Source organism: Rhodococcus sp. NPDC003348, assembly GCF_053589375.1.
The window spans coordinates 55,276-81,746 of sequence record NZ_JBSFRT010000016.1 but is presented as its reverse complement, the minus strand read 5'-3'; the positions used below and the strand labels follow the sequence as shown (position 1 = coordinate 81,746).

The 26,471-nt window shown below is 69.8% G+C and carries 22 protein-coding genes and 1 pseudogene; 5 read left to right on the top strand and 18 right to left on the bottom strand.

Annotated elements, in window-relative coordinates:
* The first annotated feature begins 347 nt into the window (after nucleotides 1–347).
* Complete coding sequence (gene lexA, locus ACWDU4_RS13165; protein WP_450114344.1) at nucleotides 348–1,073, top strand: transcriptional repressor LexA; 726 nt, start codon at nucleotides 348–350, stop codon at nucleotides 1,071–1,073.
* Nucleotides 1,074–1,149: 76 nt separating this feature from the next.
* Here lexA and ACWDU4_RS13160 read toward each other — a convergent pair whose 3' ends face one another.
* The 3 genes from ACWDU4_RS13160 to ACWDU4_RS13150 all read right to left on the bottom strand — a co-directional run bounded on the left by ACWDU4_RS13160 (nucleotide 1,150) and on the right by ACWDU4_RS13150 (nucleotide 5,158).
* Complete coding sequence (locus tag ACWDU4_RS13160; RefSeq protein WP_450114343.1) at nucleotides 1,150–2,292, bottom strand: acyl-CoA dehydrogenase family protein; 1,143 nt, start codon at nucleotides 2,290–2,292, stop codon at nucleotides 1,150–1,152.
* 205 nt (nucleotides 2,293–2,497) lie between these two features.
* Nucleotides 2,498–3,910, bottom strand: coding sequence for an aldehyde dehydrogenase family protein (locus ACWDU4_RS13155; RefSeq protein ID WP_450114342.1), 1,413 nt, complete (start codon nucleotides 3,908–3,910; stop codon nucleotides 2,498–2,500).
* Nucleotides 3,911–4,030: 120 nt separating this feature from the next.
* On the bottom strand, nucleotides 4,031–5,158 hold the full coding sequence (locus ACWDU4_RS13150) for an NDMA-dependent alcohol dehydrogenase (protein WP_450114341.1): 1,128 nt from the start codon (nucleotides 5,156–5,158) through the stop codon (nucleotides 4,031–4,033).
* Nucleotides 5,159–5,320: 162 nt separating this feature from the next.
* Here ACWDU4_RS13150 and ACWDU4_RS13145 point away from each other — a divergent pair, with 162 nt between their 5' ends.
* Entirely contained in the window at nucleotides 5,321–6,406 is a 1,086-nt protein-coding gene (locus tag ACWDU4_RS13145; RefSeq protein WP_450114340.1) for an AraC family transcriptional regulator ligand-binding domain-containing protein, read from the top strand.
* Between the two features lie 7 nt (nucleotides 6,407–6,413).
* Here the strand turns inward: ACWDU4_RS13145 and ACWDU4_RS13140 are convergent, their stop codons facing one another.
* Nucleotides 6,414–7,703: a uracil-xanthine permease family protein gene (locus ACWDU4_RS13140; protein WP_450114339.1), complete on the bottom strand. Its 1,290-nt coding sequence runs from the start codon at nucleotides 7,701–7,703 to the stop codon at nucleotides 6,414–6,416.
* Between the two features lie 166 nt (nucleotides 7,704–7,869).
* Between ACWDU4_RS13140 and ACWDU4_RS13135 the strand changes: the two genes are divergently transcribed.
* Nucleotides 7,870–8,508 carry a pyridoxamine 5'-phosphate oxidase family protein gene (locus ACWDU4_RS13135; protein ID WP_450114338.1) on the top strand — a complete coding sequence of 213 codons (639 nt, stop codon included), beginning with the start codon at nucleotides 7,870–7,872 and terminating at the stop codon, nucleotides 8,506–8,508.
* A gap of 43 nt (nucleotides 8,509–8,551) precedes the next feature.
* On the opposite strand, the gene ACWDU4_RS13130 is transcribed toward ACWDU4_RS13135, so the two are convergent.
* The 9 genes from ACWDU4_RS13130 to ACWDU4_RS13090 all read right to left on the bottom strand — a co-directional run bounded on the left by ACWDU4_RS13130 (nucleotide 8,552) and on the right by ACWDU4_RS13090 (nucleotide 18,499).
* Nucleotides 8,552–9,730 carry an alpha/beta hydrolase gene (locus ACWDU4_RS13130; protein ID WP_450114386.1) on the bottom strand — a complete coding sequence of 393 codons (1,179 nt, stop codon included), beginning with the start codon at nucleotides 9,728–9,730 and terminating at the stop codon, nucleotides 8,552–8,554.
* Nucleotides 9,731–9,794: 64 nt separating this feature from the next.
* Nucleotides 9,795–10,805 carry a PHP domain-containing protein gene (locus ACWDU4_RS13125; protein ID WP_450114337.1) on the bottom strand — a complete coding sequence of 337 codons (1,011 nt, stop codon included), beginning with the start codon at nucleotides 10,803–10,805 and terminating at the stop codon, nucleotides 9,795–9,797.
* A gap of 77 nt (nucleotides 10,806–10,882) precedes the next feature.
* The gene (locus tag ACWDU4_RS13120; protein WP_450114336.1) at nucleotides 10,883–12,220 is read right to left on the bottom strand and encodes an alpha/beta hydrolase; all 1,338 of its coding nucleotides are present in this window, start codon (nucleotides 12,218–12,220) and stop codon (nucleotides 10,883–10,885) included.
* A 93-nt stretch (nucleotides 12,221–12,313) separates the two neighbouring features.
* Nucleotides 12,314–13,405: a hypothetical protein gene (locus ACWDU4_RS13115; RefSeq protein ID WP_450114335.1), complete on the bottom strand. Its 1,092-nt coding sequence runs from the start codon at nucleotides 13,403–13,405 to the stop codon at nucleotides 12,314–12,316.
* Between the two features lie 53 nt (nucleotides 13,406–13,458).
* A complete protein-coding gene (hflX, locus tag ACWDU4_RS13110) occupies nucleotides 13,459–14,901 on the bottom strand; it encodes a GTPase HflX (RefSeq protein WP_450114385.1) in 1,443 nt (480 codons plus the stop codon).
* A 61-nt stretch (nucleotides 14,902–14,962) separates the two neighbouring features.
* Complete coding sequence (gene dapF / locus ACWDU4_RS13105; protein ID WP_450114384.1) at nucleotides 14,963–15,835, bottom strand: diaminopimelate epimerase; 873 nt, start codon at nucleotides 15,833–15,835, stop codon at nucleotides 14,963–14,965.
* 80 nt (nucleotides 15,836–15,915) lie between these two features.
* Entirely contained in the window at nucleotides 15,916–16,782 is an 867-nt protein-coding gene (locus ACWDU4_RS13100) for a TrmH family RNA methyltransferase (protein ID WP_450114334.1), read from the bottom strand.
* On the bottom strand, nucleotides 16,779–17,774 hold the full coding sequence (gene miaA / locus ACWDU4_RS13095) for a tRNA (adenosine(37)-N6)-dimethylallyltransferase MiaA (protein WP_450114333.1): 996 nt from the start codon (nucleotides 17,772–17,774) through the stop codon (nucleotides 16,779–16,781). Before miaA ends, ACWDU4_RS13100 begins: the two co-directional genes overlap by 4 nt.
* On the bottom strand, nucleotides 17,762–18,499 hold the full coding sequence (locus ACWDU4_RS13090) for a class III extradiol dioxygenase subunit B-like domain-containing protein (protein WP_450114332.1): 738 nt from the start codon (nucleotides 18,497–18,499) through the stop codon (nucleotides 17,762–17,764). Before ACWDU4_RS13090 ends, miaA begins: the two co-directional genes overlap by 13 nt.
* A 220-nt stretch (nucleotides 18,500–18,719) precedes the next feature.
* On the opposite strand from ACWDU4_RS13090, the gene ACWDU4_RS13085 reads away from it, so the two are divergent.
* On the top strand, nucleotides 18,720–20,075 hold the full coding sequence (locus ACWDU4_RS13085) for a DUF349 domain-containing protein (protein WP_450114331.1): 1,356 nt from the start codon (nucleotides 18,720–18,722) through the stop codon (nucleotides 20,073–20,075).
* A 143-nt stretch (nucleotides 20,076–20,218) separates the two neighbouring features.
* Here ACWDU4_RS13085 and ACWDU4_RS13080 read toward each other — a convergent pair whose 3' ends face one another.
* The 5 genes and pseudogenes from ACWDU4_RS13080 to ctaD form a co-directional block, all read right to left on the bottom strand.
* Entirely contained in the window at nucleotides 20,219–20,869 is a 651-nt protein-coding gene (locus ACWDU4_RS13080; RefSeq protein WP_450114330.1) for an IMPACT family protein, read from the bottom strand.
* A gap of 44 nt (nucleotides 20,870–20,913) precedes the next feature.
* On the bottom strand, nucleotides 20,914–21,483 hold the full coding sequence (locus ACWDU4_RS13075) for an Rv2732c family membrane protein (protein ID WP_450114329.1): 570 nt from the start codon (nucleotides 21,481–21,483) through the stop codon (nucleotides 20,914–20,916).
* Nucleotides 21,480–23,006: a tRNA (N6-isopentenyl adenosine(37)-C2)-methylthiotransferase MiaB gene (gene miaB, locus ACWDU4_RS13070; protein WP_450114328.1), complete on the bottom strand. Its 1,527-nt coding sequence runs from the start codon at nucleotides 23,004–23,006 to the stop codon at nucleotides 21,480–21,482. Before miaB ends, ACWDU4_RS13075 begins: the two co-directional genes overlap by 4 nt.
* A 61-nt stretch (nucleotides 23,007–23,067) precedes the next feature.
* Nucleotides 23,068–23,493: pseudogene (locus tag ACWDU4_RS13065) on the bottom strand (group III truncated hemoglobin); the annotation flags it as partial.
* 193 nt (nucleotides 23,494–23,686) lie between these two features.
* Entirely contained in the window at nucleotides 23,687–25,420 is a 1,734-nt protein-coding gene (gene ctaD / locus ACWDU4_RS13060) for an aa3-type cytochrome oxidase subunit I (protein WP_450114327.1), read from the bottom strand.
* Between the two features lie 313 nt (nucleotides 25,421–25,733).
* Between ctaD and ACWDU4_RS13055 the strand changes: the two genes are divergently transcribed.
* Complete coding sequence (locus ACWDU4_RS13055; RefSeq protein ID WP_450114383.1) at nucleotides 25,734–26,462, top strand: amino acid ABC transporter ATP-binding protein; 729 nt, start codon at nucleotides 25,734–25,736, stop codon at nucleotides 26,460–26,462.
* Nucleotides 26,463–26,471: the final 9 nt, after the last annotated feature.

Below are 26,471 nucleotides of genomic sequence, written 5' to 3'. Positions count from 1 at the left end.
ACCTCTGGTCTGGTACTCCAGGTACCTCTGGGTCAATACGTCAGAACAATCCACAAGTCGTTCGATCACCCGTTCGAAAGAACGCATGTTCGAATTTCTACCACGCGCCTCCGGCAAAGTCCCGCATTCTTCGCGGGAATGTCGAACAGATGTTTGATAAGCACGGGATTTGCGTCTAGATTCGTGTCAGAAGCCACAACACGCCCACGCGTCACACCCGACCCGCTCAGCCACACCACGCGCACCACAGGCACCACCAGCTCCACAGGCAGCACCCACCGGCACCGGGCCCGACCGCATGGGCCCACCAGGACACACCGACGCGCACGACATCGAGGAGGCCCTCCATGAAGGACGACAGCTCCCGCGAAGGTTCGGCGGCCAGCGCAGGCCGACCCGACCCGACGGCGGGGCTAACGGACCGGCAGCGCCGTGTGCTGGAGGTGATCCGTTCGTCGGTCAGCGAACGCGGCTACCCGCCCAGCATCCGAGAGATCGGCGACGCGGTCGGGTTGACGTCGACGTCCTCGGTGGCCCACCAGTTGCGCACCCTCGAACGCAAGGGCTTCCTGCGCCGCGATCCGAATCGTCCTCGCGCGGTGGACGTACGCGGCCTCGACGAACCGGTGGCTGCCGCCGGCCAGCGGGCCGGGTCCGAGCAGTCCACCGCGGGTGCCGAGTCCGAGTCCGAGGCCCCGAAGCCGGCCTTCGTGCCGGTCCTCGGGCGCATCGCCGCGGGCGGGCCGATCCTCGCGGAGGAGGCGGTCGAAGACGTCTTCCCCCTGCCCCGGGAACTCGTCGGCCAGGGCTCACTGTTCCTGCTCAAGGTGGTCGGCGAATCGATGATCGACGCCGCGATCTGTGACGGCGACTGGGTCGTCGTGCGGCAGCAGTCGGTGGCGGAGAACGGCGACATCGTCGCCGCAATGATCGACGGCGAGGCGACCGTGAAGACGTTCAAGCGCACCAAGGGTGAGGTGTGGCTGATGCCACACAACGAGCTGTTCGAGCCGATTCCCGGCAACGACGCGCAGATCCTCGGCAAGGTCGTCACGGTGATGCGCAAGATCTGAGTGGGCCGAAAGCCATCGGGGCCGTGACGAATGTCCGTCACGGCCCCGATGGTGCCCCTCACACAGGTCTCGCGGTCTACAGGTTGAGCCCCCGGCCGATGATCTCCTTCATGATCTCGGTGGTGCCGCCGTAGATGGTCTGCACCCGGGAATCCATGTACGCCTTGGCGATCGGGTACTCCCGCATGTAGCCGTAGCCACCGTGCAGCTGCAGGCAGCGGTCGATCAGCTCGACCTGCTTCTCGGTGGTCCACCACTTGGCCATGGCGGCCTCCTGGACGGTGAGCTTGCCCTCGTTGAGCAGTTCGATGGACTTGTCCACGAAGACCCGGGCGATCTGGGTTTGCGTCGCTAGGTCGGCGAGCTCGAACCGGGTGTTCTGGAAACTGCCGATCGACTTTCCGAACGCCTTCCGGTCACGGCAGTACTGGATCGTCGACTCGAGCACCGACTCCATTGCGGCCGCCGCAACCACGGCGATCGAGAGGCGTTCCTGCGGCAGGTTCTTCATCAGGTAGATGAAACCCATCCCCTCCTCGCCGAGCAGGTTCGCCGCGGGCACCCGCACATCGGTGAAGCTCAGCTCGGCGGTGTCCTGCGCCTTGAGACCGATCTTGTCGAGGTTCCGGCCCCGTTCGAAGCCGTCCATGCCGCGTTCGACGACCAGCAGGGAGAACCCCTGCGCACCCTTTTCCGGGTCGGTCTGCGCAACGACGACGACCAGGTCGGCGTTGATGCCGTTGGTGATGAACGTCTTGGAGCCGTTCAGGATCCAGTGGTCGCCGTCCTTGACCGCACGGGTCTTGATGCCCTGCAGGTCCGATCCGGTACCGGGCTCGGTCATCGCGATCGCGGTGATGATCTCACCCGAACAGAACCCGGGCAGCCAGCGTCGCTTCTGCTCCTCGGTGGTCAGGTCCATCAGGTACGGCGCGACGACATCGTTGTGCAGCATGAAGCCGATTCCGCTGAAGCCGCGGCGAGTGGTCTCTTCGGTGATGATGGCGTTGTAGCGGAAATCGTGAACCCCGCCGCCGCCGAACTCCTCCGGCACCGCCATGCCGAGGAAACCCTGCTCGCCGGCCTTCTTCCAGACCTCGCGGTCGACGATGTTCTGTTCCTCCCACGCATCGTGGTGGGGTGCGACCTCGAGGTCGAGGAATTTGCGGTAGGACTCGCGGAAGAGTTCGTGCTCGGGCTCGAAGAGAGTGCGTTCCATGCGCCCAGGCTAGGGCTCGACCCGGTGCGGGTCGATGACCCGAACGAGCAGAAACTGTGACCGACACGACACTTCTCGCACCCTGGTGCCACCGGCCTCCCACCACACGGGTTCGTCTCGTGGTGGCTCGCGAACGCGACTCCACGGCAGGTCTCACGCAGTCGGTGCACCGCCGCCGGCCGACGCCGGCGGCGGCCGCCGCATGTCACCGCTGAATTGCCTTGACCTCCAGGAACTCCTCGAGCCCGTACACACCTGCCTCGCGGCCGTTTCCGGACTGCTTGTAACCACCGAACGGCGCGTTGACGTTGAAGGCGCCGTCGTTGATCTGCACCTGTCCGGCACGGATCCGGCGGGCCACCTTCTCCGCGCGCTCCCGGGATCCGGACCAGACCGCTCCGGCCAGACCGTAGTCGGTGTCGTTGGCCAGTCGGATCGCGTCCTCCTCGCTGTCGTACGCCTCGATCGCGAGCACCGGTCCGAAGATCTCCTCGCGGTGGATCGTCATGTCCGGGGTGACGTCCGAGAACACCGTCGGCCGCACGAAGGCACCGGGCGCATCGGTGTCGGTCGCACCGCCGGTCACGACGCGGGCGCCCTCGTCGATCGCGGTTCGGATGTAGCCGAGCACCCGCTGCTGCTGGGCACGCGAGGACAGCGGACCGACCGCGATCCCCTCGTCCGCGGGGTCCCCGACCGGCAGCGCCTCGGCGCTCGCCTTCGCCAGTGCCTCGACCTCGGCGAGCCGGTCGCGCGGCACCAGCATGCGGGTGAGCGCGGTGCACGTCTGACCCGAGTTCATCATCATCGCCCGAACGGACGACGGGACGGCCGTCGCGAGGTCGGTGTCGTCGAGGATGACGTTCGGGCTCTTGCCGCCGAGTTCGAGCGAGACCTTCTTGAGGTTCCCGGCGGCCACCTCGGACACGCGCCGCCCCGCCCGGGTCGACCCGGTGAAGCTGACGATGTCGACATCGTCGTGGGCGGCGATCGCCTCGCCGACCTCGGCACCCGAACCGAACACGATGTTGAAGACACCCGGGGGGAAGCCGACCTCGTCGATGATCTCGGTGAGGATGATCGCGCACAGCGGGGTGACCTCGCTGGGCTTGACGACGACGGTGTTCCCGGCGGCGAGACCGTACGCGGCCTTCAGCGCGATCTGGTGCAGCGGATAGTTCCACGGCGTGATCGCTCCGAGCACACCGAACGGTTCGCGGGCGATCGTGGATCCGCGGTACTCGCTCTCGAACCGGTAGTCGCGCACGATGTTCGCGGACTCGGCGAAGCTGTTGATCGGCAGCGGAATCTGAATCGCCCGTGACACCGCGATCGGGCATCCCATCTCGGTGGAGATCGTGCGGGCTATCTCCTCCGCACGCTCGATCAGCTTGCCGGCGACGGCGGCGAGGAGATCGGCGCGCTGCGCCACCGGCGTCGCGGCCCAGGCCGGGAACGCGGCCCGGGCGGCCGCGACGGCGGCGTCGACGTCGTCGCTGGTGCCCGCGACGACCTCGGCGATCACCTCGTCGTCGGCCGGATTCGTCACGGGGATCCGCGTCGTTCCGCTCGAGACGGTCCACTTGCCGTCGATGTAGTTCTTGTCGTGGATCTGCATCGGGAGGTGCTCCGGCTTCTCTGCGTCTGTACTGGGGGTGGCGGCCGATCGGGGCTCGGCCCTCATCGGAACTCGGTGGTCGCCGAGCTCAGCGGTCGTCGGACTCAGCGGTCGTCGGACTCAGCGGTCGTCGTCCGAGTAGACGACGATGCCGCGCAGGTTCTTGCCGTCGAACATGTCCTGGTAGCCCTGATTGATGTCCTCGAGGCGGTACCGGGTGGTGACGAGTTCGTCGAGCTTGAGCTGCCCCGTGCGGTAGAGGTCGAGCAGCTTGGGTATCTGGGTGCGGGGTCCGACGCCGCCGAAGATCGCGCCCTGCACACGCTTCTGCAGCAGAGTCAGCTCGAACAGGTTGAGATCGACCGTCGACTGACTGAAGTCACCCATGCCGGTGACGACCACCTGGCCGCCCTTCCCGGTCAGGCTCAGAGCCTGCTGAATGTGTTCGCCCTTGATCTCACCGACGGTGATGATCGAGACCTGCGCCATTGCCCCCCAGGTGAGTTCGGGCAGCTCGGCGGCCGCTTCCGCGACGGAGGCGTAGGTGTGGGTGGCCCCGAACTCGAGTGCCTTCTTGCGCTTGAAGTCCACGGGATCGATCGCGATCACGAAGCGTGCACCGGCGAACCTGGCGCCCTGGACCGCGTTGATGCCGACACCGCCGACGCCCATCACGACCACGGTGTCCCCGGGTCGGGTGTTGCCGATCTCCGTCGCCGACCCCCAGCCGGTTGACACGCCGCACCCGAGGAGAGCCGCGGTCTCCAGCGGGATGTCCTTCTCGATCTTGACGACCGATGCCTGGCTGACCGTCACGTAGGGCGCGAAGGTGCCGAGCAGGCACATCTGGATCACCGGCCGGCCGTCCCTGGTGACGCGGAAGGTCTTGTCCGCGATGGACTGTCCGGTCAGCAGCCCGGCGCCTTCGTCGCACAGGTTCTGCAGACCGGTCGCGCACGACGGGCAGGTGCCACACGCCGGGATGAACGCGAGCACGACGTGGTCGCCCTCCTCGATCCCGCTGACGCCCGGCCCGACCTTGGTGACCACACCGGCACCCTCGTGGCCGCCGAGGACGGGCATGAACGGCACCGGACTGCTTCCGGCCACCACGTGCGCGTCCGAGTGACACAGCCCCGATGCGGCGAGCCTCACCTGTACCTCACCGGCGACCGGATCCCCCAACTCGACCTCGGAGATCTTCCAGGGTGCACCGACTTCCTCGACGACCGCAGCCTTGACCTTCATGCAACGCCTCCGTTCGATTGTGACTTGGCTCACCTGTTCGACACCGTAGAGCGCGCACTCCGAATCGGCCAGGACAGTCGAGGCCACAACGCGACCGTTCCGGCCACCAACCCCCGATTCGGCCTCGTTGACGGAGCGACCACGGTCGGTGAAACTGGCGGAATGATCCCCGGGGCCGCCGTCCGGCGCGAACTCTCACCGGAACCGGCGCAGGCCTCGAACAGGGTGATCGCGGCCATCACCGACCCGTGGGACCACCCACGCACCGTGGTGTCCGTCGCGATCATGTGCGAATGGGCCCACGCCAAGGGCATTCCGGTCGAGACGCTGCTGCGGGGCACGCGAATCGATGCGGCGGCGCTCACCGACCCCGAAATCCTCGTCGAGGCGTGCCAGGAGGTGGCGGTGATCCGGAACCTCGTGGCCGCGATGGGCAACCGGCCCGGCGTCGGCGTCGAACTGGGCCGGCTCTACCGCCTGACCGCGTACGGCTACCTCGGATTCCTCTTCACCGCATCCGCGTCCGCCCGCGAGACCGTCGAACGCGGCCTCCACTTCGCGCTGCTCACGTTCGCTTTCACCACGATGACGGCCCGGATCGACGCTGACGACCGCTACGTGCTGACCCTCGAGGCGGACGACGTGCCCGAGGACATCCGGCGGTTCCTCGTCGAACGCGACATGGCCGCCGTCCTGCAGATCCACCGGGACATCTTCCCCGGCCGCGACCAGGTGCCGCTGCGCGAGATCCGGCTCGCCACAGACGAACCCGGCTCCACCGCGGTGTACGACGACTACTTCCGCGTGCCGGTCACCTTCGGGCACCCACGCAGCGAGGTGGTCCTGGACGCGGCGTATCTCGACCAGGTCCCACCGATGGCGAACACCCACACCACACAACTGCTGGTCGCGCAGTGCGAGCGGATCCGCGCCGAACGACTGCACCACACAGGCGTGGCCGCGCGGGTGCGCGCACACCTGCTCGACCGGTCGTCACTGGACCTGACGCTCGAGGACGTGGCGTTCCGGTTGCACTGTGCACCGCGGACACTGCGCAGGTACCTCGAGCACGAAGGGACGTCGTTCCGCGAACTGCTCGACGGGGTCCGCCGCAACGTCGCCGAGAGCCTGTTGCGCGAACACACCGTGCCGCGGCACGAGATCGCCCAACGTCTCGGATACCGCGACTGGTCCAGTGTGCTCCGGGCGCAGCGCCGCTGGCGCGCCGGTGACCGAGTGCGCGGATGAGGTGCCGTCAGCGGCGCCACCTGGCCAGCGCCCGCATCAGCGGGTAGCCGACGAGGATGCCCACCGAACCCCAGGCGATGCCACCGAGTTCGACGGACCCGATCGACAGGGTCAGGTCGCCGATCCCGGCCACCAGCGCGGCCGCCACCACCGTCAGATTCACCGGATCGGTGAAGTCGACCTTCGCGTCGGACCAGATCCGCACACCGAGGATGCCGATCAGGCCGTACAGCACCAGCGTCGCGCCGCCGATCACGCCGTCGGGCACGGTGAACACCAGGGCACCGAACTTCGGCGAGAACGCGAGGACCACCGCGGTCGCCGCGGCGACCCAGTACGCGGCGGTCGAGTAGACGCGCGTCGCGGCCATCACGCCGATGTTCTCGGCGTAGGTCGTCGTGCCCGATCCGCCGCCTGCCCCGGCGAGGGTGGTCGCGAGGCCGTCCGCGAACAACGCGTCACCGGCGATCGAGTCGAGGTTGCGTCCGGTCATCGCGGAGACCGCCTTGACGTGACCGACGTTCTCGGCGATCAGGACGATCACGACCGGCAACGCGAGCGCGATCACCGACCAGCGGAATTCCGGTCCGTGCAGGTGCGGAACGCCGATCCACGCCGCCTCCCGCAACGCGTCCACCCTGTCCTCCGCGAGGCCCCCGGTGACCGCGGCGAACACCCAGCCGATCACCACGCCCGCGAGAATGCCGAGCCTGCCGAGCAGTCCGGGACCGATCGCGGTGACGACGAGGACCGCGACCAGCGTGACCGCGGCGATCAGCGGCTGGGCCTCGAAGGACCCGACCGCCGCCGGGGCCAGGTTCAGGCCGATCAGCATGACCACGGCACCGGTCACGATCGGCGGCATCACCGCGTCGAGCACGCGTGCTCCTGCGAGCTTCACCGCCAGCCCGACGAGCATCAGCACCACGCCGACGGACATGACCGCTCCGAGCTGGGCGGCGGGCCCGTCCGCGGCGGCGGCGGTGAGCGGGGCGATGAACGCGAACGACGACCCCAGGTAGCTGGGCACCCGTCCGCGGGTGATCAGCAGGAACAGCGCGGTGCCGATGCCCGAGAACAGAAGCGTCGTGGTGACCGGGAACCCGGTGATCGTCGGCACCAGCAGCGTCGCCCCGAACATGGCGATCACGTGCTGCATTCCGATGCCCACCGTTCGGGGCCAACTGAGTCGTTCGTCGGGCGCGACAACGGCTCCGTCGGTGATCGTCTTGCCATCTCCGTGCAGGCTCCACCCCAGTCCGGCGGTGCGTGCGGGGGCCGTTTCTCGCTTGGTCACGACGCAAATTCTGTCACGGCGCGATAGCCGAGAAACGGCCAGGTCGACGGCGGACACGCCGTGCGTCGTGGGCAAAGGACGAACCGCTGCGGCAGGTCCACGGCCCGGCTAGCGTTGTCGCGTCCACACCCGGCGCCTGCGGGGTCCGAGCGTTCCGAGGAGTTGCATGACCATTCGTGACACGGTGGGGAGTGTCGGCGAACATGAACTGCAGCGCGAGTACGGCACCGTCGAACGCGCGGCACGGTTCTATTCCGATCAGGTCCTCGCACACCTGAACCCGGAGATGATCGAGTTCACGTGCCGCCAGGAGATGATGTTCGTCGCGACCTCGGATGCGCGGGGGGAATGCGATTCGTCGTTTCGCGCTGGAGCACCGGGATTCATCCATGTCATCGACGCGCACACCCTGGCCTATCCCGAGTACCGCGGCAACGGGGTGATGGCCAGCCTCGGCAACATTCGGGAGAATCCCCACGTCGGCATCCTGATGATCGACTTCGTGCGCGACCTCATCGGCCTGCACGTCAACGGCCGGGCCCGCATCGTCGACGATCCGGCGTTGCGTGCACAGGTACCCGACCTTCCCGAAGACCACACCGGCGGACGCGCCCCCGAACTCTGGGTGGTCGTCGACGTGGAGGAGGCGTACATCCACTGCCGCAAGCACATACCGCAGATGGCACCGGTGGCACGGACACGGGACTGGGGCACCGACGACAGCCGCCGCAAGGGCGGCGACTACTTCGACGCGAAGGCCACCAGCGCCGAGGTCCCTCGGGTCACACCGGCGGCGTCCGCCTGACGTCCGCGACGCCGGCCGTGCGCCGCGGTCGCCGACCGGAGGGTCAGCTGCCGAACGACGGTGCGGGCGGCGTGCCGTCGAAGAGGTCCCGCACGAACGGCACGGTGTCGGCCAGGGACGCGGCCATGGTGCCGCTGTGGTCGGTCGGGTAGGTCTTGAACGTCACCGGCTCCCCGTTGCGGGCGAGCGTGGCGCCGAGCTGCAGCGTCGAGGGCATGATGATGTCGGTGTCCCGCAGGCCCTGACCGATGAAGAACGGCTTGTCGTAGCCCGTTTCGGGAATGCCCATGTAGTCGGTGAGCAGTCCGTGCACGTTCGGGATCGACGAGAGCGGCTTCACGAACAACGACCCGAGCACCAGGCCGCGCACCGACTCCTCGAACGGCCCGATGCACTCGGTCTCGGCCCTCGCCATCCATGACCTGCCCTCGTCGCTGAGCAGCGACGGGATGCTCGCCTCGGGGTGCGCGGCGTTCAGGCCCGCGAGGATGTAGAGCGCGTACGCGGTGAGGCCTGCGGGCAGCGCGACCGGCGGCACCCCCGGCCCGGCGAGCGCGACGATGTTCTCGATGTAGGCGGGCACGCCGGTCCCGACCGCGCCGCGGTAGTCCAGCGTGGGCCCGCCGAATTCGGTGGCGTGGCGCGCGGTCGTGATGGCGGCGCCGCCACCCTGCGACTGGCCGATGGTCACCCACCTGTTCGACAGGCCGGGCTGTGCGTTGCGGCCGGCCTTGACCATGTCCACGACGCTGTGGGCCTCGGCCTTGCCGTCCAGGTAGGGCATCGTGCCGGGTGTGCCGAGGCCGGCGTAGTCGCTGGCGACGATCGCGTAGCCCTGGGACAGCCAGGTTCCCAGGTAGGCGAAGTCGCGGTCGCGGGCGGCCGGTCCCGCCACCGACGGTGCGCAGTCGTCACCGAGTCCGACGGTGCCGTGCGCCCACGAGATCACCGGCCAGCCACCCTCGGGCGCCGGCCCGGCGGGCAGGAAGACGGTGCCGGTGCTGAGCGCGGGCTCGCCGTTCGCCCCGGTGGTCCAGTAGGTGAGCTTCTCCGCGTGGGCGGTTCCGGGGTACCAGAGATCCTGCGGCAGCGCGGCCGTCGAGGTGACGGTGCCGGGCGCGGCGGCCTCCGGCACGGCGTGGGCGGGCGCGGCGCCGAACAGCGCGGCGGCGACCGCGAGCGTGAGGCCGAGTGCACGAGCGCGGGTGGATCCGGTCACGATTGCTCCTTCTCGCGGCGGGGCCGTCACCGGACGCGACCGGCACCAGGGGTCACCCGGGTCTCGGTCAGGCGACTGTCCAGGACAGTAGCTCGTCCGCAGGCCAGGTGTTCACGATCCGGTCCTCCGGCACTCCGCACGCCTGCGCGCGCTCGCAGCCGTAACCCTGGAAGTCGAGTTGGCCGGGCGCGTGCGCGTCGGTGTCGATCGCGAACAGGCAGCCGCGTTCGAGGGCGAGCCGGATCAGCCGCGACGGCGGGTCGCGGCGTTCGGGACGGCTGTTGATCTCGACGGCGGTGTCGAACCGACTGCACGCCTCGAACACCACCTCCGCGTTGAACGCGGACTCGCGGCGGGTACCCCGCCCGCCCTCGACGAGCCGGCCGGTGCAGTGCCCGAGCACGTCGACGAGCGGATTCGCGACCGCCCGCACCATCCGCCGGGTCATCGCGTCGGACTCCATCGCCAGCTTCGAGTGCACGCTCGCGACCACGACGTCCAGCTCGGCGAGCAGGTCCGGATCCTGGTCGAGGCTGCCGTCGTCGAGGATGTCGACCTCGATCCCGGTCAGGATCCGGAACGGGGCGAGCTCCGCGTTGAGTTCGGCGACGACGTCGAGCTGGCGGCGCAGCCGCTCGGCGGTCAGCCCGTTGGCGACGGTCAACCGCGGCGAGTGGTCGGTCAGTGCGCAGTAGTCGTGCCCGATCAGGGCGGCACGATGCATCATCTCGGCGATCGGGCTGCCTCCGTCCGACCAGTCGGAGTGGGTGTGCAGGTCGCCGCGAAGCGCGGCGAGCAGCTCGCGGCCGCCCTCCCCGATCTGCTTGGCGGCGTTCTCGACCTCGGTGAGGTACGCAGGCACCTGCCCGGACCACGCCTGCGCGATCACCGCCGCCGTCTTCGGCCCGATGCCGGAGAGGGCAGTCCAGGTGTCCGTGCGGCCGAGCCGGTCCCGCTGCTGCGGCGACAGCTCCTCGACGATGTCCGCCGCGCGGCGGTAGGCCCGCACCCGGTGGGTCTCCGCCCGCCCGCGTTCGAGCCAGTACGCGATCTCCCGCAACGCCTCGACGGGGTCCATGCCGTCCATCCTGTGGCATCGCCGGCCCGACTGCCACCGCGCCGAGCCGGTCCGGCAGAACCCTGCCGCGCGGTGGGTCAGGAGTCGGCGACCAGGTGGGTACGAGCCGCGATCCAGCCCAGTTCGCCCGCGAAGGCCGGCGCCCACACGTCACCGCTGTGCGGACCCGGCAGTTCGTAGTAGCGCACGTCCAGGCCCGCAGCCCGGGCCGCGGCGTACATGCGGCGCTGCTGCGGTCCGTACTCGTCGTCGTCCGCACCCGCCACGAACACCCCCGCGATGTCCGGAGCCGCGCCTCGTCCCAGCTCGTCCCGGGCGCTGACCGCCGCGAACGCGGACTCGTCGCCGCCGAAGGTCGCGGCAACCGTCTCCGCGTGGTCGCCGAGGGACGGTTCGTCCTGCCCGGAGATGTCGAGGAAGGTCGGGTAGACGTCGGGCCGGTTGACGGCCAGCTGCACCGAGCAGGTGCCGCCGTAGGAGTAGCCGCCGATCGCCCACGACCGGGGGTCGGCACTGACCTGCAGCTGCGTGTGCGCCCATTCCGGAACGTCGACCGCGAGGTAGGTCTCGACGTTGCCGAGCCGTGAGTCCAGGCACAGGGGTAGCGCGTCGTCGCCGCCGAGCGCGTCCGGCACGATCACCACCGGCGCCAGCCCGTCGTGCGCCGCCGCGAATGCGGACACCGTCTCGGCCAACGCCATGTCGAGCCAGTCCTCGGGTCGGCCGGGGTTACCGGCGACGAGCACCAGCACCGGCAGCAGCGGCCGCGGCGAGTCCAGATATGCCGGCGGTAGGTAGACGAGCGCGGGCCGGGCCGCGAAACCGGAACGCGCGCCGGGGATCTGGGCGTGCGTGAGCAGTCCGTCCCGGGCGGCGCGCAGCGGCGGCTTCCAGACCCGCGACACCGGGGTACCTGCCTGCACCCGCTGCTGCGGTCCGGGCACCTCATCGAAATCGACGTAGCGCACCGCCGCCGGCGCGCGGTGGCCAAGCAGTGAACCCGCGGTCGGGTAACGCCCGCTGTCCCGGTTCACCACCGCGACCGCGGACCCCGCCAGTGTCACGGCCGCGAACGCCGCCACCGCGGGCACCAGGACTCGACGTGAGCCGGCGGACACCGCCGTCGCGACCGCCACGCACACCCCGGTGACACCCAGCACGACCGCTGTGACCCCGGCACCGCTGAGCTGCAACGGAAGTGGACGGCCGGCCGCCCACACCGCGGACAGCACCATCACCACGCCCAGAGGGGCCGCGACGGCGACGCGGCGCAGTTCCCGCCACGGCAACCGGCGCGCGAGCCCGAGGAGCGCAAGGACCGCAAACGTAGCGGCGACCGTGACGGCAACCGTGGCCGTCGGGCCGATCAGCGACAGTCGCGACAGCGACCGCAGCAGGACGTGAATGTCGGGCACCGCGCCAGTATCCGCCGGTCGGTGCCCCGAACCGAATCGGACAGCGGACGATTCGGGCAGGTGGGACGAACCGCAGCGGACCCGGTTGCGGGTTCAGGCTCCCCGGCGGGCCCGATACAACACGGCGGCTCCGAGCGTGGCGGCGCCGACCCCGACGCCCGCAGCGACCACCGCGCTGGTGTTCGTGCCGCCCGCGCTCGCCGCGACCGGCTGCGCGACGGGCTGCACTGCGGGCAGCGGCACCAGCGCGGTCGCCCCGCGCAGGATCTGGATCGGTGGCAGCGCACCGCCGTTCGACTCGGACGCGCTGAGCAGGTCGCCGTCCGGAGTGAACGCGATCGCCTCGCCCTGCGGCTGGTTCGGCATCGGGACGCGCACCGGCGTCGCGGTTGTCAGCGCGGCCACGATGTCGCCGTCGGGCGCCGGGTAGAGGTAGATGTCGGTGTAGGTGCGGACCGCGACGACCCGACCGTCGGCGCTGACCGCGCCGCCGGTGATCAGGATCGACCCCGCGACCGGCATCGGGCTGCCGGGCGTGTCGGTGGGCGCGTAGGCGAGCTGTCCGACGCGCTCCAGCGGCGCCGGTCCCGGACCGAGCTCGTCGAGGGTGGCGCCGCCGGCCGGGCGATAGATCCCGCTGGCCGCGAGCACCTCCTTGGTGACGATCACCGGCCGGCCGTCCCTGCCGACGAGCAGCGTCTCCGCGTCGTGCGGGCCGTCGGGGTACGTGAGCAGGTGCATGGCACCGGCGCCGGTTGCAGGGTCCACGTCGGTCAGCGACACCTGCTGGCGCACCTTGTTGTTGTCGCCGGTGTCCGAGAGCCACAGCCGACCGTCGGACAGGGCCATGTCCTCGACGTCGACCGGGGTGGGTGGCACCGGCACCGTGTCGATGACCTGGCACTGGTTGTCGAGCACCCACACCCTGTCGTCGGTGCCACTGTCACCGATCGCATGGATTTTGTCGCCGGTGGCAGCCAGACCGGAGATCTCGGAGAGGCCGGACTCGGTTGGCGTACACAACGTCTCGAACGTCGCGTCGACGGCGTCGGACCCCGTCGACGATCCGGTCGAGCCGCCCGAACCCTGGGCGGTGGCCGGGGCCGCCGTCAGGATCGCCGACCCGACCACCGTCAGCGCGAGCGCCGCCATCCGTCTCCGCACCGCGGCGTTCGATCCGGTCATCCTCGAGTTCTCCTCAGCGTCGCGGGGTTCCGACGGCGGTGCCGTCGCGGTACTCACGCGGCGCTGTGACGGAACTGTTCCAGGGCGGAGGCCAGCGCCGGCGGCACCTTCGCCTGGATCAGTGTGCCCTCCACCTCGTGTGTTGAGCCGAGAATTCGCCCATCCGAGTGAATTCGGGCCACCAGATCGCCGCGCGTGTACGGCACGAGGACCTCGACCTCGACCTCCGGCGGACTCACCAGGTTCGCGAGGGTGGCCCGCAGATCCTCGATGCCCTCCCCCGTCCGGGCGGAGACGAACCTCGCGCCCGGCAGCAGGCCGCGCAGCTGGGTGAGGGTGATCGGGTCGGCGGCGTCGATCTTGTTGACCACCAGCAGTTCCGGCGGTGCCGGGGCGTCCGATTCCCGCAGGACCTCGGTGATGACCTCCCGGACCGCCTTGATCTGATCGGTCGGCAGCGGATCGGAACCGTCGACGACGTGCAGCAGCAGGTCGGCGTCCGCGACCTCCTCGAGCGTCGACCGGAACGCCTCCACGAGCTGCGTGGGCAGGTGCCGGACGAATCCGACGGTGTCGGTCAGCACGTACTCGCGGCCGTCCGGAAACTCTGCCTTGCGGGTGGTCGGGTCCAGGGTCGCGAACAGCGCGTCCTGTACCAGGACGCCGGCGCCGGTCAGGGCGTTGAGCAGACTCGACTTGCCTGCGTTGGTGTATCCGACGATCGCGACCGACGGGATGTCGCTGCGCAGCCGCCGGGTGCGCTTCGTGTCGCGGGCACCCTTCATCTCCTTGATCTCGCGGCGCAGCTTCGCCATCCGCTCCCGGATCCGCCGCCGATCGGTCTCGATCTTCGTCTCGCCCGGTCCGCGCGTTCCCACGCCGCCGTCCTTGCCGGCGCGGCCGCCCGCCTGTCGCGACATCGACTCGCCCCAGCCGCGCAGCCGCGGCAGCATGTACTGCATCTGCGCGAGCGCGACCTGCGCCTTGCCCTCGCTGGACGTGGCGTGCTGGGCGAAGATGTCGAGAATCAGGGCGGTGCGGTCGATCACCTTGACCTTGACGACCTTCTCCAGCGCATTGAGCTGAGCGGGAGTGAGCTCGCCGTCGGCGATGACGGTGTCGGCGCCGGTCGCGAGAACCACCTCACGCAGTTCACCGGCCTTGCCAGACCCGATGTACGTGGCCGCATCCGGCTTGTCGCGGCGCTGGACGAGGCCCTCGAGGACCTCCGATCCGGCGGTCTCCGCAAGAGCGGCGAGTTCGGCCATGCTGGCCTCGGCCTGGGTGGCGGTGCCGGAGGTCCAGACCCCCACCAGCACCACCCGTTCGAGGCGCAGCTGCCGGTACTCGACCTCGGTGACATCGGTGAGCTCGGTGGACAGGCCCGACACTCGGCGAAGCGCGCTGCGCTCGTCGAGCTGCATCTCACCCACCGACGGATCGTGGCCGGAAACACCGGCGGGCCGATCATCGTGGTGGTCGGTGTCGTGAGTCATTTCGTCTGAATTCGTCATACCCCGCCATCGTCCCACGGACGGCCCCCGCGGTGCATCCGCATTACCCGCCGAGAGACGACCACCAGGTCTCGTCCAGGCTGCCGGAAGCGACCAGGACCGACGGCCCCCGCAGGGTCGCCTTGCCGGACTTGACGGCGACACGCACCTCACCGCCGGGCACCCGGACCTCGACCTCGCCCTCGGACCTGCCCGCGGCGCGCAACGCCGCGGCCGCCGCGGCGACGGTTCCGGTGCCACAGGAACGGGTCTCCCCCACCCCGCGCTCGTACACGCGCATGTCCACGGCGCCGTCGGCGAGCGCGGTGAGGATCTCGATGTTCACGCCGTGCTCGAAGAAGTCGGCGTCGAAGTCGGGGGCGACCGTCAGGTCGAGTGCCGCCAGAGACTCGGCGGTCAGGTCCTCGACCACGCACGCCAGGTGCGGGTTCCCGACGTCGATGCCGAGACCGCTGAACTCGGTGCCCGCGACCGTGGCGGTGGAGGTCCCGAGTTCCTTGACCACACCCATGTCGACGGTCACGTCGGCGGTCGCGCCGTCGAGGCCGTGCACCACGACCGGGCGCGCGCCTGCCCGGGATCCGACGACGAACTCGTCGGCGAGTTCGAGCCCGGACGCCCGCAGGAAGTGCGCGAACACCCGGACCCCGTTGCCGCACATCTCGGCGATCGACCCGTCGGCATTGCGGTAGTCCATGAACCAGTCGTCCACGCCGACACCCTTCGGCAGGACGTCCAGCACCCCGGCCTCCTTCAGCACGCCCGCCCGCGCGACCCGCAGCAACCCGTCGGCGCCGAGCCCGCTGCGTCGGTCGCAGAGGGTCGACACCCGCGCCTCGGTCAGGTCGATCGTCGCCTCCAGGTCGGGCAGCAGGACGAAGTCGTTCTCCGTCCCGTGGCCCTTGCTGAACTGCATGGCGGCCGTGCGACCCACGCCGGGCATCGTCGCCGCCGCCCCGAACAGGCTCATCCGCGCAGCCAGGTGATCGGCGATGTTCATCGGGTGCCCCCCACCGCGGTCATCCGCTGTCGCGTGACCTCGTACAGGCACACCGCACCGGCCGACGGCGCGCCGAGGGAACTCGCGGCACCACCGATCGGAATGCTGACGGTGACGTCGCAGGCGCCGCGCCAGGCGGCGCTCATGCCACGGGTCTCGTTACCGATCACCAGGATCGTTCCACCTCTCAGGTCGTGGTCGGCGATCGTGACAGCGCCGTGCTCGTCGGTGCCCACGATCTGCATCTCCATCTTCTGGCGGCCGCGGAAGGCGACCACTTCGTCGGGGTCGGCGGCGGTGAACACCGGCATTGCGAACAACGAACCGGTGGACGCGCGCACGCACTGCGGGTCGAACGGGTCCGTGGCGTGCCCGGTGACCACCACCGCGTCCGCCCCGAACGCGTCGGCGCTGCGGATCAGAGTACCCAGGTTGCCGGGCGACGACGGCCGGTCGAACACCACCAGTAGCGGCGCCCGCTCACCGCGGCGCAATGTCAGCGCCGACAGCGGTCGAGTCCGGGTTTTCGCGACCGCGATCAGCTCCGGCGCCGACTCCGACCTCTCACCCAGTTCGGCAAGCAGTTCGCCCGCGACGCCGACCGTCTCACCCGACCACCGCTCGAGGGCGCCACGGGCCCATTCGGACAGCGGCGGGCCGTCGACGCGGAACAGCAGCGTCTCGACGGGCCACTCGTGGTCGAGTGCCAGGGTCAGCGGCCGGACGCCCTGGATCAGGAACCGGCCTGCCTTGGTCCGCTTCGCCCGGGTGGTCAGGTACGACTGCCACTGCTGGAACCGGGCATTGCGCACCGTCACCCGGGGCTGCCCACCCGGCGTCCGGCGCGCCGTCTTCTTCGTCACTGATCCTCCACGACCGATTGTTCATCCACGCTCGACAACTCCTCCACGGCGGGCGGTGCCTGCACGACGGGCGGTGCCTCCACGACGGTCAGGGCCGCGTCGACCAGGTCCGGCCTCGCCGCGTCCAGCCACCGCACGCGCTGGTCCCGCCGGAACCACGACCGCTGCCTGCGCACGTACCGGCGGGTACCGATCAGGGTGCGCATCCGGGCCTCGTCGAGGTCGTACTCGCCGTCGAACGCCGCGAGTACCTGCGCGTAGCCGATCGCCCGCGGCGCGGTGACCCCCTCCCGCAGCCCGGCCGCGACAAGCGTCTCGACCTCCTCGACGAGTCCCGACTCGAACATCAGCCGGGTCCGCAGCTCGATCCGCTCGTCGAGCTCGGCGGTGTCCCGGTCGACTCCGATCACGCGCGTCCCCCACCGCGGCTCCCCGATCGTGGGGGCCGACGCGGCGAACGGGCGCCCGGTCAGCTCGACCACCTCGAGGGCGCGCACCATCCGGCGGCCGTCGGTGGGCAGGATCGTCGCGGCGGCCTGTGGGTCGACCCGCGTCAGTTCCGCGTGCACGCCCGCCACCCCCCGCTCGGCGAGCACCGCCTCCCACTTCGCGCGGACCTGCGGGTCGGTCGCCGGGAACGCCCAGTCGTCGAGCAGCGACTGCACGTACATCATCGACCCGCCCACGATCACCGGCACCGCGCCGCGGGCCAGGATCGCCTCGACGTCGGCGCGGGCGGACTGCTGGTACCGCGCGACCGTGGCGGTCTCGGTGACGTCGAGGACGTCGAGCTGGTGGTGTGGGATGCCCAGCCGCTCGGCGACCGGCAGCTTGGCCGTGCCGATGTCCATGCCCCGGTACTGCTGCATCGCATCGATGTTGACGATCTCGCCACCGAGCCGCTGTGCGAGGGCGAGCCCGAGATCGGACTTTCCGGTCGCGGTCGGACCGACGACCGCGACCGGCCTCGAGGTGTCGGTCACGGCAGCCACAGCCCCACGTGGTAGCCGACGCCGTACGGGGCGCCCTGGTAGTCGGTGCGGCACTTCCTCGGCGTGCGGCCGAACAGCGCGGCCAGGACCTGCCAGGCGGGGCGGCCGGCGATGCCGAGATCGGCACAGGCGACGGGGTCCAGCTGGGCGAGGTACTCGACGTCGCCCTCCGCGAGCGCGTGATCGAGCTCGGCCTGCGCGACGGGCGCGCGGTCGTCGTAGGCGCCGGGCGCCTTCGGGGTCAGCGTGTTCGCACCGTCGGCGACGACCAGGACAGCGCGCGGGCGCGGGTCGGCGTCCAGCTGCTTCCGCAACCGGGCACCGAGCTGGGCGCAATACACCGGAGACGTGTCGGGGGCGACCAGGATCGTCTCGATCTCGGTGCCCGGCGCCCCTGGATTTGCCGAGCGGACGGCCCCGCGCAGCCAGCCTGCGATCAGCGCGGCGAGCGGCAGATTCGGATCGGCGACGCCCTGCTCGCCGGCCGCCCCCAGGGCCACCCGCACGTCGGCGCCGTACCCGCGGAAGGTGCCGCGTGCCGCGGCGGGAACCTCGGCCTCCGTGGCTCCGACCCCGATCGCGGTCCACGTCGGAGCGAGTCCGGCCAGCTCACCGGCGACATCGAGGGTGGCGGCACGCAGGTCGGCGGTCTCCGTCGCCGCCGCGCCCGCGAGTTCGGGAATCAGCAGGGGCGGGGAGGAGACCAGGGCTGCGGCGGTGAACACACCGGCCAACGGTAGTCGCCACCCGTCACGGTTCCACCACCAGATCCGTCCTTTGCGCGCACGCCGCATCCCGCGCAATCCCTACTCTCGCGGTCCAAGCTGTTTCAATGGTCCTGACACCTTGTTCCGGGTTGAATGGGACCAGCGCGCGCAGACGTGAGGATCGGCGTGCGACGAACGAGGCAGCGGCAGCCGTGACGCGCGGCAGAGATGAGGAGTCATGACCGACAGCAGCGCACCCAAGCCCGGCGCCCCGAAGCCGGGCGCTCCCAAGCCGGGCGCCCCCAAGCCGGGCGCCGCGAAACCCGGTCCCGCGAAACCCGCTGCCCCCGCCGCCGTGCACGCACCGGCGGTGACGCCGCCGAGCGATCCGAGCCGATTCGGACGCGTCGACGAGGACGGCACCGCCTGGGTCACGACCGCGGACGGCGAGCGTCAGATCGGGTCGTGGCAGGCCGGCGACGCCGCCGAGGGGCTGGCCCACTTCGGCCGCCGCTACGACGACCTGGCCACCGAGGTGAGCCTGCTCGAAGCCCGCCTGACCTCCGGGTCCGGCGACGCGCGCCGGACCCGCACCGCGGCGGCCGCGCTGGCCGAGTCGCTGCCGACCGCGGCCGTCATCGGCGACATCGACGCCCTGGCCAAGCGCCTGGACGCCGTCATCGCCGGCTCTCAGGAGGCCGCCGAGGCGGAGAAGGCCGAACGCGAACACGAACGCGAGGAGCACACCCACCGCAAGGAGGAACTGGCCGCCGAGGCCGAGCGGATCGGCGCCGAATCCACCCAGTGGAAGGCCGCAGGCGACCGGCTCCGCGAGATCCTCGAGGAGTGGAAGTCCATCCGGGGTGTCGACCGCAAGCTCGACGACGCGCTGTGGAAGCGGTACTCGAAGGCCCGTGAGGCGTTCAACCGCCGGCGCGGCGCCCACTTCGCCGAACTCGACCGCGAGCGCGCCGCGGCGAAGACCCGTAAGGAAGAACTCTGCGAACGCGCCGAGGAGCTGAAGGACTCGACCGACTGGGGTCCGACCGCATCCGCGTTCCGCGATCTGCTCACCGAGTGGAAGGCCGCCGGACGCGCACCGCGCGAGGCGGACGACGCGCTGTGGAAGCGGTTCAAGGCGGCACAGGACGTGTTCTTCGGCAACCGCAACGCCGCCGCGTCCGAGCGGGACGCCGAGTTCGAGGAGAACGCCACCGCCAAGGAGGCACTGCTCGGCAGCGTCCACATCGACCCGGCCAAGGACCTCGACGGCGCCCGCGCCGCCCTGCGGGACCTGCAGGAGAAGTGGGACGAGATCGGCAAGGTCCCCCGCGAGAAGATGCACGACCTCGAAGGCCGGCTGCACGCCATCGAGAAGAAGGTCCGCGACGCCGCCGACTCGCAGTGGCGGCGCACCGACCCGGAGGCGATGGCGCGTGCCGCCCAGTTCCGGGAGCGGGTCGCGCAGTTCGAGGAGCAGGCCGCGAAGGCCACCGCGGCAGGCAAGACGAAGGATGCCGAGAAGGCTCTCGCCCAGGCGCAGCAGTGGCGGGAATGGGCCGACGCCGCCGAGGGCGCCGTCAGCGACCGCTAGACGGCACCGCCGTCAGCGACCGCTAGACGGCACCGCAGTCAGCGACCGATAGACGGCACCGCCGTCAGCGACCGATAGACGGAACCGCCGTCCGTGAGTGAATCTCGCCCCGGTCGGGTGGGCCCCTCTGGGGAGAGATTCACTCACAGGCGCGGCAACTCGGAATCCACCCAGCGGACGCCCGCCGGGACGAGTTCCGACGCGCCGGCGGTGAGTTCCGCGACTGCGGCCGCCAGGTGCTCTGGATCCCGGGTCGCGAGAGTGAAGGTGACCCTGGCGCCGTACGCGGTGTCGACAACCGCAACCCCGCGCCCTCGCAGGTCCGCCTCGACCCGGCCCGCGGTGTCGTGGCCGACCTCGAGGGACAGCAATTCGAGGCGTTCCCGGCTCAGCCACCGTGACGACCCGGCGGCGGCGTCGACCGCGGCGGCCACCGCACCCGAGTAGGCACGCACGAGCCCGCCCGCGCCGAGCTTGATCCCGCCGAAGTACCGCGTCACGACCCCCCCGACGTCCACCAGCTCCCGAGCCCGGAGCACCTGGAGCATCGGCACCCCGGCCGTGCCACCGGGTTCGCCGTCGTCACCCGACCGCTCGGCCCGGTCCGACTGCTCGTTACCCGTGACGTAGGCCCAGCAGTGATGTCGCGCGTCGGGATACAGGCGCCGCTGATCCTCCAGGAAGTCCTGCGCCTCGGCCGGGCTGTCGACACGCCGCAGCGCCGCGATGAAGCGGGAATGCCTGACCTCGGTCTCCACGACCACGTCGGCTCCCGCGGGCAGGGTGAAAGGCACGATTCGACTCCTTCGAGCCCGACGTCACTCCCGCCCGGGGACCGTCAGCGATCCCCCCAGATGAGGTTGTTCTGGTCACCCTCCGCGGTCTTGCGACGCCGTTCCTCCTCCGCCGCCAGCTGGAGCGCGGTGCGCTGCCACACCACGTGCACCCAGTGGAAGGTCAGCACCATGATCAGGACCCACCCGAGAATCAGGCCGATCCCGGGCCCACCACCGGGTGAAGAGGCGTCGAGGGTCTGCCGGGACCAGATCGCCAGCATGCCGAACACGCTGGCCACCGCCGATCCGGCGACCGAGATCCACGCCAGGACCCAGCGCCGGGTCACCAGCGCGAGCATGCCGAAGACGATCCCGAACACCAGCGTCAGCCAGACGAACACCCGCGACGGGAGGGCGATGTCCTCGGCCAGGGCGGCGTCGTTACCGACCAGGACGTCCCAGCCCTTCGCGCCCCCGGTGTGCGGCAACGCGAACGTCGCCATCAACGCGAGGATGCCGACCGCGACGACGAGTGCCCGCATGCCGGGGTCGATCTCGCGCGCCACCTTCTTCTCGGCGGCGTCGATGTCCTTGCGGTATTGCTCGATGGGGTCGGGCTCGTTGTTGCTCATGCTCCACATCCGGTCACGGTCGGCAGCGGCGCGGGCGCGCCGATCTGCGGGAGTCCCAGGCCGACCCCGATCGGCGGGGTCTTCGGGGTGATGCCGCGTTCGTGCGAGTCGCCGGCCCGGGTCCGACGGTGGCCGAGCACCGGACCGTCGGCGATCAGGTGGTGCGGCGCGGCGCCGGTGACGACAGTGGTGATCACGTCGCCGGGACGGACCTGCCCGTCCAGCCGGCCCTCGGGACGGAAGTGCACCAGGCGGCCGTCGCGGGCGCGACCGCTCATCCGCAGCGTCTCCGCGTTCTTGCGGCCCTCACCGGCGGCGACCAGCAACTCGACCTCGACACCGACCAGCTTCTGGTTCTCCTCGAGGGTGATCTGCTCCTGCAACTCGATCAGCCGGTCGTAGCGTTCCTGCACGACCTCCTTCGGGAGCTGCTCGTCCATCTCCGCGGCCGGGGTCCCGGGACGCTTGGAGTACTGGAAGGTGAAGGCGCTGGTGAACCGCGCCTGCCTGACGACGTCGAGGGTGGCCTGGAAATCCTCCTCGGTTTCGCCGGGGAAGCCGACGATGATGTCGGTGGTGATCGCGGCGTGCGGCATGGCCGCACGGACCTTCTCGATGATGCCGAGGAACTTGGTGCTGCGGTACGACCGCCGCATCGCCTTCAGGACACGGTCCGAGCCGGACTGCAGCGGCATGTGCAGCTGCGGGCACACGTTCGGGGTGGCGGCCATCGCCTCGATGACGTCGTCGGTGAACTCGGCGGGATGAGGGGACGTGAACCGGACCCGCTCGAGGCCCTCGATGTCGCCGCAGGCGCGCAGCAGCTTCGCGAACGCGCCTCGGTCCCGCGGCGCTTCCGGGTCGGCGAACGAGACGCCGTAGGCGTTGACGTTCTGACCGAGCAGGGTCACCTCCAGCACGCCCTCGTCCACCAGGGCCTGTACCTCGGCGAGGATGTCGCCGGGCCGGCGATCCACCTCCTTGCCGCGCAGCGCAGGCACGATGCAGAACGTGCAGGTGTTGTTGCAGCCGACGGAGATCGACACCCAGCCGGCGTAGGCGGACTCCCGCTTGGCGGGAAGGGTCGACGGGAACGCCTCGAGCGAGTCCAGGATCTCGACCTCGGCCTGCTGGTTGTGCCGCGCCCGGTCGAGCAGGGCGGGCAGAGATCCGATGTTGTGGGTGCCGAACACCACGTCCACCCACGGCGCCTTCTTGACCACGGTGTCGCGGTCCTTCTGGGCGAGGCAGCCACCGACGGCGATCTGCATGCCCGGGTGTGCGTCCTTCGTCGGGCGCAGGTGGCCGAGGGTGCCGTACAGCTTGTTGTCGGCGTTCTCCCGGACGGCGCAGGTGTTGAACACCAGCAGGTCGGGGTCGGTGCCGGGCACGGCCTTGGTGTAGCCGGCGTCCTCGAGCAGACCGGACAGCCTCTCCGAGTCGTGCACGTTCATCTGGCAGCCGAAGGTGCGGACCTCGTAGCTACGGGGTGCTGTCGAGGTCTCGGGGTCGATCGTGTCCACCCCACCAGGGTACGGCCTGACCGGGAGCACCCCTCACCGCGTCCGGAACCGCCTCGACCACCCCGGTCGGCATCGCTGCCGCCCCGGTCCGGACCGCCTCGGCCGCGAGGCTGGGCAGACCCGCCAGCCGGCGGTGCATCGCGGTGGCGATCCGTTGCCCCTGCAGCTTTGCCCGGTCCGCGACCGGCCCGGTGTACAGCTCGTCGACCGCCTCGCGCCAGAGCAGCAGCCAGCGGTCGAAATGCTCGCCGTCGAACGGGTGCCGTTCGTACGCCTGCCGGTGGATCCGGAACAGACTGCCCCGGTACGTGCCTGCGGAGAACAGGATCGTCTCCCAGAAGTCGCACATCACGGGCAGGTGCGACTCGAGTCCCTGTTCGCGCACCTCCGTGAACGGTTCCGCCAGCAACTCGTCGACCAGGGCGCGGCCGTAGAAGCAGCGGAGCAGCACGTCGATCTCGGCGCGGGTCGTGAGGTCACCGGCCACGGGCGTCGCCCTTCCCCGGAACGCGGCGTGCACCGGCACCGGACACCACCGCTCGACCGCCGCCACCGGACGCTCAGAGCGGATTCCACCATTTGACGAATGCAACGTACAGGTTGGTCGGGAAGAACATCTCCCAGTCCAGTCCGTAGTACGGCAGGTCGGGCAGATTGCCTTGCATGGCGGGTCTCCTGTCTCAGTCGGCGGAGCCGGCGGCGACCTCGGCGACCGCGGTCGACCCGTGGGCGCGCCCGGCGTGGGCCTCGGCGCGCATCCGGTCGACCATGTGCGGGTAGTGCAGCTCGAACGCCGGTCGCTCGGAGCGGATCCGGGGCAGTTCGGTGAAGTTGTGCCGCGGCGGCGGGCAGGACGTGGCCCATTCGAGCGAGTTGCCGAAGCCCCACGGGTCGTCGACCGTGACGACCTCGCCGTAGCGGTAGCTCTTGAAGACGTTCCACAGGAACGGCAGCGTCGAGGCCCCGAGGATGAACGCGCCGATCGTGGAGACTTCGTTGAGTGTGGTGAACCCGTCGGAGGGCAGGTAGTCCGCGTAGCGACGCGGCATGCCCTCGGCGCCGAGCCAGTGCTGCACCAGGAAGGTGGTGTGGAAGCCGATGAACGTGAGCCAGAAGTGCCACCGGCCGAGCCGCTCGTCCAGCATCCGCCCGGTGATCTTCGGGAACCAGAAGTAGATGCCGGCGTAGGTGGCGAACACGATGGTGCCGAAGAGCACGTAGTGGAAGTGCGCGACCACGAAGTACGAGTCGGTCACGTGGAAGTCGAGCGGCGGGCTGGCGAGCACGACGCCCGACAGACCGCCGAAGAGGAAGGTCACGATGAAGCCGACCGAGAACAGCATCGGCGTCTCGAATGTCAGCTGGCCGCGCCACATGGTGCCGATCCAGTTGAAGAACTTCACGCCGGTCGGGATGGCGATCAGGAAGGTCATGAACGAGAAGAACGGCAGCAGCACCGCGCCGGTGGCGTACATGTGATGCGCCCACACCGCCATCGACAGGGCGGCGATCGACATCGTCGCGAACACCATCCCGCTGTATCCGAAGAGGGGCTTGCGGCTGAACACCGGGATCACCTCGGTGATGATGCCGAAGAAGGGCAGCGCGACGATGTACACCTCGGGATGACCGAAGAACCAGAACAGGTGCTGCCACAACATGTTTCCGCCGTTGGCGGGATCGAACACGTGCGCACCGAGGTGTCGGTCGGCGAACACTCCCATCAGTGCGGCCGTGAGGATCGGGAACGCGAGCAGCACCAGGATCATCGTGATGAGGATGTTCCAGGTGAAGATCGGCAACCGGAACATCGTCATCCCGGGGGCCCGCAGGCACACCACCGTGGTGATCATGTTCACGCCACCGAGGATCGTGCCGACACCGGCGACCGCCAGTCCCATGATCCACATGTCGGCGCCGACACCGGGCGCGTGCACGGCGTCGGTGAGCGGACTGTAGGCGGTCCAGCCGAAGTCGGCGGCGCCGCCGGGGGTGACGAAACCGGCCATCGCGATGAGGGCCCCGAACAGGTACAGCCAGTAGCTCAGCGCGTTCAGCCGCGGGAACGCGACGTCCGGCGCGCCGATCTGCAGCGGCAGGATGTAGTTGGCGAAGCCGAACACGATCGGCGTCGCGTACAGCAGCAGCATCACCGTTCCGTGCATCGTGAACAGCTGGTTGAACTGCTCGTTCGACAGGAACTGCATCCCCGGCACCGCGAGCTCCGCGCGCATCAGCAGGGCCATCAGACCGCCGGCGAGGAAGAACGCGAACGACGTGACCAGGTACAGCACCCCGAGCATCTTCGGGTCGGTCGTGGTGACCATCCGGTAGACGTACGAGCCCTTGGGCCCGAGCCGCGCCGGGAACGGCCGAGAAGCCTCGAGATTCGGCTTCGGGGACACCGCGGTCATGTCGGCCACCCCGATCGGTGAACGCGGCCCTGGTGGATCTGGTCGATCTCGGCGTTCGCGTACGTCATGGAGCCCCCTCGGCAGGCTTTGTTCGTACTCGAACCAGTAAACACCCGTCGCAACGACTCGCGACGGGTTCCGTGAGGGATCGCGGGATCGTGCGTCGATTCGTTGCCTTGGTAAAAGTTCCATTACGCCGACCGGCCGAGTCGACACAAAGACTGGGGTTCGTCCTGCCCAGCACCTAGGGTCCATCACTATGACGAACGCGGGCGTATCGGGCGCGGGCGCGCCGACCGCCATCTCCCCGACGATGATCTCGATGACCGGGGTGCAGAAGCACTTCGGCGACCTGCACGTTCTCCGCGACATCAACCTCGACGTCCCCACCGGTCAGGTGGTGATCGTGGTCGGTCCGTCCGGGTCCGGGAAGTCGACGCTGTGCCGCACGATCAACCGGCTCGAACCCGTCGACGAGGGCACCATCGCCGTGGACGGCAGGGAACTGCCCGCGGAGGGCAGGGCGCTGGCCGCGTTGCGCGCCGACGTCGGGATGGTGTTCCAGTCGTTCAACCTGTTCGCGCACAAGACGATCCTGGAGAACGTCATGCTCGCCCCGGTGAAGGTGCGGAGGATGAGCAAGCCCGACGCCAGGGCCCGGGCTGTGGAGCTGCTCGACCGGGTCGGGATCGGCAACCAGGCCGACAAGTACCCCGCACAGCTGTCGGGCGGTCAGCAGCAGCGGGTGGCGATCGCCCGCGCGCTGGCGATGAACCCCAAGGTGATGCTGTTCGACGAGCCGACCTCCGCGCTCGATCCCGAGATGGTCAGCGAGGTCCTCGACGTGATGACCAACCTCGCGAAGGAGGGCATGACGATGCTCGTGGTCACCCACGAGATGGGGTTCGCACGCAAGGCCGGCGACCGGGTGCTGTTCATGGCCGACGGCCAGATCGTCGAGGACACCGACCCGGACACCTTCTTCACCGCACCGAAATCGCCACGCGCCAAGGACTTCCTCGGGAAGATCCTCGGCCACTGACCACACTGA